This window comes from Acetobacterium tundrae (genome assembly GCF_008086615.1).
In the GTDB taxonomy this organism is placed as follows: Bacteria; Bacillota; Clostridia; order Eubacteriales; family Eubacteriaceae; genus Acetobacterium; species Acetobacterium tundrae.
The window spans coordinates 1-9,420 of sequence record NZ_RXYB01000038.1; the positions used below are offsets into that span (position 1 = coordinate 1).

Here is a 9,420-nt window from a genome sequence, read left to right on the forward strand (position 1 = left end):
TCCGATCACCGAATTGGGGTGACGGTTTATCAACTGGAAGCATTTTTAGATGGGGACATCGATGAAATGATCAATGCCCTGGTCACAAGTGATCAGGCCGAGAAATTAAAGCAACATTCCTAAAGCCAAATTGGCCAGAAGTTAATGCAAATATTCCTTATTTTATTGACAATCCAAATTTTTAAAAGTAGAATAAACCATATGTTAAAATAAAAACAAATTCGATCTGAAGATCGAACTGACCTTGAGGAGGAGTAACAATGAAAAAAGTAGTCGTAGTTGATCAGGAAGCATGTGTGGCATGCTTGGCATGTACAATGGCTTGTTCAGAAGCATTTTATAAAGAACAAGTTCCGGAATTAGCGTGTATTCGGATCGAAGAAGAAGCGGGAAAACTAAAAACTTATGTATGTGTTCAATGTGGAAAATGTGCTGAAGTATGTGAAGCTGGCGCAATTACCGCAAACAAAAAAGGTGTTTACATGATCAACAAGAAATTATGTGTAAACTGTGGAAAATGCGTAGAAGCCTGTCCAAATGGTGTTATTGTTAAATCACCAGATAAAGAAGTGCCATCAAAATGTATCGCTTGTGGAAAATGTGTTGAAGTATGTCCACAAAACGTTTTGGCAATAGAAGAAGCGTAAAAATAAAAAAGCGTTAAACAAAAAAAGGTTCCGATCGGAACCTTTTTTTTTGTGCTTAGAAGTCGATGCGTGTGGCAATGTAATGAACAACTTCATCAATGGGAACACGAACCTGATCCATGGTATCGCGGTCTCTTAAAGTTACGCACTGGTCATCCAGGGTATCAAAATCGACAGTGACGCAGAATGGCGTTCCAATCTCATCCTGTCGGCGGTAGCGTTTTCCGATGCTGCCGGCTTCATCATATTCAATCATGAAATGTTGGGAAAGTATTTCAAAGATTTCGGTAGCTTTTTCACTTAATTTTTTAGAAAGCGGCAGTACCGCAGCTTTGTAGGCGGAAAGGAAGGGATGAATGCGCATGACATTTCGCTCTTCGGTTTTGTCGCCATTGGTAATTTCTTCTTTTTCCATGGCATTGCATAAAAAAGCCAGGAAAACACGATCGGCACCCAGGGAGGGTTCAATGCAATACGGAATGTATTTTTCATTGGTAACCGGGTTTGTATAGCGCATATCTTTGCCAGAGTGGGTCTGATGCTGATTAAGGTCAAAGTCAGTGCGATCAGCAATGCCCCAAAGCTCGCCCCAGCCAAATGGGAATCTAAATTCAACATCGGTGGTGGCATTGCTGTAATGCGACAGTTCTTCTTTTTCATGATCTCTAAAGCGGATATTGTTATCTTTCATGCCTAAGTCAAACAACCATTTTTTGCAGAATTCTTTCCAAAAATTAAACCATTCCATATCGGTGCCGGGTTCACAGAAAAACTCGAGTTCCATTTGCTCAAACTCACGGGTTCTAAAGATGAAATTCCCCGGAGTAATTTCATTCCGAAAAGACTTGCCGACCTGGGCGATACCAAAAGGTATCTTTTTACGGGCAGTTCTTTGAACATTTTTGAAGTTGACAAAAATACCTTGGGCCGTTTCCGGTCTTAAAAATATTTCGCTGGCGGTATCTTCATTGACTCCTTGAAAGGTTTTAAACATGAGATTGAATTGACGGATATCGGTATAATCGAGTTTCCCGCACTCGGGACAGACGATCTTGTTTTCCCGGATAAAAGACATCATTTTTTCGTTGGACCAGGCATCAACAATGACATCCTCACCTTTTTCAAAAAAGTAATCAGCAATAAGCTTATCAGCACGGAAGCGTGATTTGCAGGCTTTACAATCCACCAGGGGATCATTAAAACCGCCAACATGGCCGGAAGCGACCCAGGTTTTGGGATTCATCAGAATAGCAGCATCCAAACCGACATTATAAGGCGATTCCTGAACAAACTTTTTCCACCACGCTTTTTTCACATTGTTTTTCATTTCGACGCCTAAAGGGCCGTAATCCCAACTGTTTGCAAGGCCATCGTATATTTCCGAACCCGGGAAAACAATTCCCCTCATTTTTGCGAGACTGACAATTTCAGCCATAGTAAATTCTGACATTTTTCCTCCTAAATTTTTAGCATTTCAAGCTAATTTAAAAAAAACTACAAGAAACTCGCACAGCGTATTTCCCAGTAGTTTGCATTCACTTATAAACTAACTTGAAGAGTATCAAAAACGAAGGATTATGTCAAGCGCAAGTTGAAAAGCAAGTGACTTTAATAATATCTGTTAGTCGATACAGTTCTGTACCTGTAAACACCGGTTATTTCTTTAATAAGTTCCGTAAAAGCCTTTTTTATATTGACAGAAAGGGACTTATCAAGTAATATTAAAATAACATAATATTAGCATACTTATTGAAAAATAAGGACGCAAAACTATAGGGTCTAAATAATTTTTTATATGACAGCCAGTTGCCTGAAAAAGTGTGCCAGATCACTAATGCAACGAGTTAATCGTTGCTTTTTTGTTTAAGGAATTAAGTGTAAAATAGCAAGTGAAAATAACTTGAAAAATATTATTTTATGGCAAAAGTAAACTGGTTCCAGAAAGAAAAGAATGAGTGCTTTTGGGGAGATAATAATTTAAATGAGTTGCAACAGATTAAATGAGTTGCAATATATCAAGGGAATAATATATAATATAAATACATGAATATTTTTATGTGTTTATATTTTATGACAGTAATAAAAACCTGCAATTACTTATATCGAAATACATCAAGCTATACCGAAATTAATTACTGATTATACCAGTCAAACCGACTGTTATATATTGGGGCAATCAAAAAATTGCTCCGGTTTTTTGCTGAACATCAACAAAAAACCGCAAAATACTTTAGGAAAGGAGGAAAGTAATGAATTTAGAGTTTCAGTCAACAAGTAGTGGTCCAACAACATATGGATTACACAGTGTGGCAACAAGTGTGAGTAACAGAAAATGCGAACAAAAAGGATCATATGAGAAGAGCACTTCTTTTAAGGATCAGCTGAACCAGTCAAAGAGTAATATAACGCAATCAACAATTAAAGATCGAAGTTCACAAAAGAAAGAGTCGCTTAAAGAATCAGAACCAACAGAAAATGCTGATCCTTCAATTGAAGCAGCTTTGGCAGGGACAGAAAATGATGTTAAAAATGCACCGGTTGCTGAAAATCCGGCAGACGATAAAAAACAGGTAACCAGCGATCAATCGGTTATTGGAAATGACTTGCTCAATTTGGTTCAAAGTTTTCAAAACGGCCTTGCAACAGCAAAAATCAATGTTGATTCAGCGAATGCCGGAACACAAAGCGGAACGCCGAACAACACCGGCCAGGTAGAAAGCTTGAGCCAGAGCGCAACATCACCAGCAACCAGTCAATTGGGTAATATTTTAGGACAGGGCAGCATTCAGAGCTTGGAAGCGCAAGGGTTGCAAGGTAATAATGGTACACCGCTTGTCAGTTTAAAAGAAGCCATGGGACAGAATCAGGAAATTTTAACAGCAGGTACAGCCGAGAATGCACAAAGCGTGCAACCGGCGGGTTCAACAGTGGCAACTCAGGGTGTGCAACAAGCTGGTTTAACAGCGCAAACCCAAGGTGTGCAACAAGCTGGTTTAACAGCGCAAACCCAGGGCGTGCAACAAGCCGGTTTAACGGCCAAAACCCAGGGCGGGCAAGAAGCTGGTTTAACAGCGCAAACCCAGAACGCGCAGCAAGTTGGTCTTAACGGACAGGAGCAGAAAATTCCGACAGCAAGTGCCGAGACAACAACCTCAAATAGCTCAGATAATGCTAAAGAATCTCCGGGATCACCGAAAAAGGCAACCCCAGAGTCTGGATTGGGTACGCTAAAAGAATTGGCTGCGCAACAGAATGTAGCAAAAGATGAGAAAGATGTGAATAGTTCAGAAAATAATGTTCAGGTTGGCACTTTAGGGGGTATAACCGTAAGTAAGGAACCCCAGGTTCAGCCCAGCGCACATGTGGAAGTGTCCCAGCAAATTGAACAAAAAGTTCTGCAAAATTATGAGGTAAACAAACCAGTCACCTTCACAATGACATTATCGCCGAAAAATTTAGGAGATATTGATGTTCAAATGAAGTATGATCAGGGTAAACTCGTCATTAATATCATGGCGGCTAGTACCGAAACACAAAAATTATTGGGAAAAGAAGTTAATCAATTAGTAAGAAGCTTAGCGCTTCAGAATGTTCAAGTTGATACCGTTAATGTTGTTAATCAGACGGCTCAAAGCAGCAGTCAGAATTCCGCATCCCTGATGAATATGGGAACAAATCTTTCACAGGAACAAAATCAGGCCCAGCTTAAAGAAAGCTTGATCAGAAACAACAGCAGCAGCTTAAAAAATCTTCAACCGGAAAGTGAAGAAGATACCGTTGTTAGTATTAATCAACAGTTTCAAAACTATGGCAGTAATAGAATTAATTATTTGATATAAGGAGGAAAAACAAATGGCAATTGATGCAGTAAGTGCTTCTGCAAGCGCCGCTTCAACCGCTTCAACAACAAGTACATCAAAGAGCAGTACTTTATCGATGAATGACTTTTTACAGTTAATGGTGGCACAACTTAAAAATCAGGACATGAACAATGCCGCTGACACTTCGCAATTTTCGAGTCAGATGGCTCAGTATTCAATGGTTCAGGCATTATCAGATCTAAGTAAGCAATCAACCACATCCTACAGTGTCGGTTTAATCGGAAAAGAAGTGTGTCTTAAAACTAATGAAAATGGGACAACAAATTATATTACCGGTACAGTTCAGGGTGTAAATCTGCAAAGTGGAGATGCTCAAATTGTTGTTGGCGGTGTTACCTATCCAGCAACCAGTATTGTAGAAGTAGCCCAAGCAGCAGCAACAACACCAACACCAGCAACACCAGCAACACCAGCAACACCAGCAACACCAGCAACAACACCAGCAACAACATAGAAAAAAAGCCTTTTGAGAACTGAGGTGATGAAATGGCTGACAGTATAAACGGAAATTATTACCGCTTAAATGATGCGATCATTCGGCAAACGGAAAGAATAACGGGAACAGATCAGAAAACCACAACCAATAGTTCAGGAAAAACGGATGATAGTTTTCAACAGTTGCTGGAGCAGCAGATTAACAGTACCGTCACGTTTTCAAAGCATGCCAATATCAGAAAAGAGCAAAGAAATATTGAAGTTTCTGACAGTGATTTGGAAAAACTAGGCAGTGCCTGTGATCAAGCCCAGAAAAAAGGGATTGACAACGCGTTGATTATGATGGGTGATTCAGCATTTATCGTTAATGCCGCAGATAAACACGTCATAACGGTAATGGATAAAAATGAAATGAAAAATAAATTAGTCAATGATATTGACGGTGCCGTATTTATATAGTTGGCCCTCTATGAGGAAACTAAAAAGCTTTGAATGACAGATAAGCTTTAAGCGGTACAGAAAGGATTTACTATGATAAGATCTTTATATTCAGGGGCCTCAGGGATGCAAGCCCACCAAACTAAATTAAATGTAATTGGTAATAATATTGCCAACGTTAATACCTATGGCTTTAAATCAAGCCGAGTAGTTTTTAGTGATGTGCTGTACCAGAATTTATCTAACGCAAATGCTGCCAGTGCTACATCAGGCGGTACCAATGCAAGTCAGCTGGGGTATGGTTCAAAGATTGGCAGCATTGATGTGAACAATACTATCTCTTCAGGAGCAGATACCGGAAGGTCCTTGGATGTTTATATTAATGGTGAGGGTTATTTGGCGGTACAAGGTGCTGGTGGAACGACAAAATATACCCGGGTAGGTAATCTGAAGTTTGATGCGGCAGGTAATCTAACGGATGCCAATGGTGGCAAGATTTTGGGTATTCCCACGGATGCTTCCGGGAATCCGATATTAAATGCAGACGGGACATTGCCTGTAAGCGATTTGAAGAGTATAAATGTTGATCCGGCGATACTTGACAAATGCACGGGTATTGCCATTGGTAAATCCGGCGAGATCACCGTGACGCAGGCAGGTAGTCCGAAGTTTACAAAAGCGAGCGGAATTGATTGTGTTACAGGAGAAACGGTTCCGGCAACAACTAATTATTCAGGGAAGATTACTTTAACGGTAGGACTTGGATTTGCTTCAGATGAAACAGTTCCCGGTGAGGTTACATCTGCTGGTGTTAACATTAGTACAGAGGCAGCTGCAAATATTAACGGTGAGATGAATTTAACTTATGACAGCGCTACATCTACATATACCCTGAACGGTTTTCAAGCTGATGGATCAACCGCAATAACGCCTGTTATTGGAACACGCACAGGAAATTCGTTATCTTTTACAGTTGGCAGCGGTAAAGTGACAATTGCTGACGTAAGTAAACTGACACTTGATTCAACTGGGGCAACTGCTTATACGCTTGGAACTATTGATAACAGTAAAACTGTAGGGACAGTTACTGTTAATGATGCGGGTGGCACGGCACATACCGGTACTTATACTCCAGCGGTATCGCCGGAGACAACTGGTACCATCACTTTTGGAACGACTGCTGCCGATAAGGTTACGATAACCATAGATCAAGCAAAGTATGATGCGTTGGTTGCAAAATCCACAACAGCTACACCGGTAACTCTTGGCACCATTGAAGCCGGAAGCAGTGTACCTAAAAGCTTTGGTTATATCGCGATTGCAAAATTTGCGAATACCGATGGATTAAATCAGGATGGTGGTGGCTATTCCATACAATCGGAAAACTCTGGAAATGCAGTGGCATCAAAGGCCGGGACAAATGAGACCGGACAGCTGATATCCTCGGAGTTGGAAAGTTCAAACGTCGATTTGTCAAAAGAGTTTACCGAAATGATTATTGCTCAACGTGGTTTTCAGGCGTGTTCACGTGTCATAACCGTATCGGATACCATTCTAGAAGAGCTAATTAATCTTAAACGATAAAAATTAGAAATGAGATTCCACCCGAAGAATTTTTTTCTTCGGGTAGAATTTGTTTTATACTACAATTAAGGTGGAAGTATGATAGAATTAACTAAGCTAAATAAACAACGCAATGGTGAAAAATTTTTTCTCAATTGTGATTTAATCGAAACGATTGAAGAAAAACCGGATACCACCATAAAACTGGTTAATGGAAAAAATTATGTCGTATCAGACAGCGCGGCTCAGGTTATTTCAAAAATTATTGCATTCAAAAGAGGCCTTTATAATCGATATAACTAAAAAAGATTTGAGAGAAAGAATTGAGACCATGGAAAGCGCAATGATACTTAAATAAGACTCATAAATCATGGTTTGGAATTAGAAGACAATATTAGGAGAAACAATTATGGCAGAAATTCTTTCACAAAGTCAAATTGATAGCCTTTTAAGCAGTTTAATCAGTGGAAAAGATGAAGCGGATACGCAGGTGATACCTGAAAAAAAGGTTAAAGATTATGACTTTAGAAGACCCAAGCTATTTACTAGAGAGCAGCTTAAGCATCTGTTTAGTATTTATGAAAATTATGCAAGGCTGGTGTCTTCACATATTACCGGAATTCTGCAAACCTACAGCCTGGTGGAGATCATCGAAGTTGAAGAACAGCAATTCTATGAATTTAACAATGCTCTTCCCGACTCGGTACTGATGGGATTGATTGATTTTGATATTAAAGACAGCGATGATGAAGAAGATTTGGTCATTATGGATATATCAAAAGAAATTGGCTTCTGCTGTTTTGACAGATTACTGGGGGGGCCGGGAAAACCATTAAGAGAAGATCGGGAATATACCGAAATTGAAATAGGTGTTTTGGAGTATTTAACCAAGGGAATGATCAATCTGATGAAAAATGTCTGGTTTGATTATTTGGAAATATCGCCCCGTTTAATGAAAATCGAAACAAATTCAAGAATCTTACAGGGAATCAGTGCCGATGAAAATGTCGTGATCATTGTAATGAGTATAAAAGTAAATGAAACTCAGGGAAAAATCAATATTTGTATTCCCGCAACAACATTAGACATGCTGTTTAAAAAGAAGGTATCGCAAACAAAAAAGAATATCAAAAGAGGCGACCATCTGGCCGAAGAGCAGAGAAGATTAAATATTATCAATGAAATCAGACAAACAGATTTGGAAATTAAAGGGGTTTTAGGAGAAACTGAGGTATTATCTCAGGATATCTTTGAATTGGAAGTTGGGGATATTATCAAGCTTAATAAACCACTAAACTCTCTGGTCGATGTCGTGGTTAATGATGAAGTCTGGTTTAAAGGTGAAATGGGAGAATATAAGAACAAAAAAGCGATTGCAATAAAAGAAGAGCTGACTGAGAGAGGAAGTGAACCAATCTGATGACGGAAACAGAAACGAATACGGAAAAGTTGACAAGCATGGAAATTGATGTCATAGGAGAGGTGATGAATATCAGTATGGGAACAGCGGCTACGGCCATGTCCACCATTCTGAATACAAAAGTAAATATCACAACCCCAAAAATTGAGACAATCGGCGTTAATGAGTTTGAATTTACGCAATTAGAACCGGTGATTGGTGTATTAATCAATTATGTTGAAGGAATTGAAGGGGCTAACGTGCTGCTGTTAAAAGAAGCAGACATGAAAAAAATCTTATCGCAGTTATTTGATATGGAGACCAGCGACGATATTGAATTTGACGAAATCAGTAAAAGTGCCATCGGGGAAATCATGAATCAAATGATGGGTGCAGCTGCTGGAGCACTGGCCTCATTTTTAGGAAAAGTTGTCAATATTTCGCCACCGGTTCTTTTAGATACCACCAACAATAAGAGCATCAAAGAACTCTTTTCATTGAAAGGTGAAAACCTCGTCAGTATAAATTTCCATTTAAGTATTGATGGACTGGTTGAAAGCGAGTTTATCAGTGCGATGGAACCCGCTCTGGCGCGAGAAATTGTGGAAATGTCGATGGGGGCCAGCGGGATCGATGACGTAGAAGAAGTGCCGGCAGTACAGGAAGAAGTACCGCCACAGCCAAGCCCAGTTCAACCGGAACCGGTAAGGCCGGAGGCCCAGTACGAAGCGCCATCACCGTCGCGGCAACAAGCACCGCCGTCAACCCGGGTTGTCAAGAATGAACAGGCCGAGGTGAATTCCTATGTTAGTCAGCAACAACCGGTTCAGGTTACGGCCTATGAATATAAACCCCTTGGAGAAGAACAAAAGGCAGAGACGATTACCGGCAACAATTTAGATTTGCTGATGTCGGTGCCGATTCAAATCACTGTTGAATTGGGAAAAACAAGAAAGAAAATAAAAGATATCGCCGACCTAACCCTGGGAAATATTATTGAATTGGATCGACAGGCTGGGGATCAGGTTGATGTGATCGCTAATGGTCGTTTGATTGC

General features: G+C 40.0%; 9 protein-coding genes, 1 pseudogene and 1 riboswitch. Of the genes and pseudogenes, 9 read left to right on the forward strand and 1 reads right to left on the reverse strand.

Annotated features, from left to right (window positions below; translation table 11 throughout):
- A pseudogene (locus FZC40_RS16485) lies at positions 1–123 on the forward strand (peptide chain release factor 1); the annotation flags it as partial.
- A 137-nt stretch (positions 124–260) separates the two neighbouring features.
- Positions 261–647, forward strand: a complete 387-nt coding sequence (locus FZC40_RS16490; RefSeq protein WP_148606371.1) for a 4Fe-4S binding protein — start codon at positions 261–263, stop codon at positions 645–647.
- A gap of 55 nt (positions 648–702) precedes the next feature.
- Here FZC40_RS16490 and FZC40_RS16495 read toward each other — a convergent pair whose 3' ends face one another.
- On the reverse strand, positions 703–2,097 hold the full coding sequence (locus FZC40_RS16495; protein WP_148606373.1) for a glycine--tRNA ligase: 1,395 nt from the start codon (positions 2,095–2,097) through the stop codon (positions 703–705).
- A gap of 279 nt (positions 2,098–2,376) precedes the next feature.
- Positions 2,377–2,461: riboswitch (cyclic di-GMP riboswitch) on the forward strand.
- A gap of 435 nt (positions 2,462–2,896) precedes the next feature.
- Between FZC40_RS16495 and FZC40_RS16500 the strand changes: the two genes are divergently transcribed.
- The 7 genes from FZC40_RS16500 to fliY form a co-directional block, all read left to right on the forward strand.
- On the forward strand, positions 2,897–4,486 hold the full coding sequence (locus FZC40_RS16500; RefSeq protein WP_148606375.1) for a flagellar hook-length control protein FliK: 1,590 nt from the start codon (positions 2,897–2,899) through the stop codon (positions 4,484–4,486).
- A 13-nt stretch (positions 4,487–4,499) separates the two neighbouring features.
- Entirely contained in the window at positions 4,500–4,982 is a 483-nt protein-coding gene (locus FZC40_RS16505; protein ID WP_148606377.1) for a flagellar hook capping FlgD N-terminal domain-containing protein, read from the forward strand.
- A 32-nt stretch (positions 4,983–5,014) separates the two neighbouring features.
- The gene (locus tag FZC40_RS16510; protein WP_148606379.1) at positions 5,015–5,422 is read left to right on the forward strand and encodes a TIGR02530 family flagellar biosynthesis protein; all 408 of its coding nucleotides are present in this window, start codon (positions 5,015–5,017) and stop codon (positions 5,420–5,422) included.
- 72 nt (positions 5,423–5,494) lie between these two features.
- Positions 5,495–6,985: a flagellar hook-basal body complex protein gene (locus FZC40_RS16515; protein WP_148606381.1), complete on the forward strand. Its 1,491-nt coding sequence runs from the start codon at positions 5,495–5,497 to the stop codon at positions 6,983–6,985.
- A 78-nt stretch (positions 6,986–7,063) separates the two neighbouring features.
- Entirely contained in the window at positions 7,064–7,267 is a 204-nt protein-coding gene (locus tag FZC40_RS16520) for a flagellar FlbD family protein (protein WP_148606383.1), read from the forward strand.
- Positions 7,268–7,373: 106 nt separating this feature from the next.
- Entirely contained in the window at positions 7,374–8,384 is a 1,011-nt protein-coding gene (locus FZC40_RS16525; protein WP_148606385.1) for a flagellar motor switch protein FliM, read from the forward strand.
- A partial coding sequence (gene fliY / locus FZC40_RS16530; protein ID WP_148606388.1) for a flagellar motor switch phosphatase FliY occupies positions 8,384–9,420 on the forward strand: 1,037 nt, incomplete at its 3' end. The genes FZC40_RS16525 and fliY, both read left to right, overlap by 1 nt.

Excerpts from the sequence above, each read along its gene's own strand:
- FZC40_RS16490 (WP_148606371.1), top strand. The coding sequence starts at position 261 with ATGAAAAAAGTAGTCGTAGTTGATCAGGAAGCATGTGTGGCATGCTTG.
- FZC40_RS16495 (WP_148606373.1), bottom strand. The coding sequence starts at position 2,097 with ATGTCAGAATTTACTATGGCTGAAATTGTCAGTCTCGCAAAAATGAGG.
- FZC40_RS16500 (WP_148606375.1), top strand. The coding sequence starts at position 2,897 with ATGAATTTAGAGTTTCAGTCAACAAGTAGTGGTCCAACAACATATGGA.
- FZC40_RS16505 (WP_148606377.1), top strand. The coding sequence starts at position 4,500 with ATGGCAATTGATGCAGTAAGTGCTTCTGCAAGCGCCGCTTCAACCGCT.
- FZC40_RS16510 (WP_148606379.1), top strand. The coding sequence starts at position 5,015 with ATGGCTGACAGTATAAACGGAAATTATTACCGCTTAAATGATGCGATC.
- FZC40_RS16515 (WP_148606381.1), top strand. The coding sequence starts at position 5,495 with ATGATAAGATCTTTATATTCAGGGGCCTCAGGGATGCAAGCCCACCAA.
- FZC40_RS16520 (WP_148606383.1), top strand. The coding sequence starts at position 7,064 with ATGATAGAATTAACTAAGCTAAATAAACAACGCAATGGTGAAAAATTT.
- FZC40_RS16525 (WP_148606385.1), top strand. The coding sequence starts at position 7,374 with ATGGCAGAAATTCTTTCACAAAGTCAAATTGATAGCCTTTTAAGCAGT.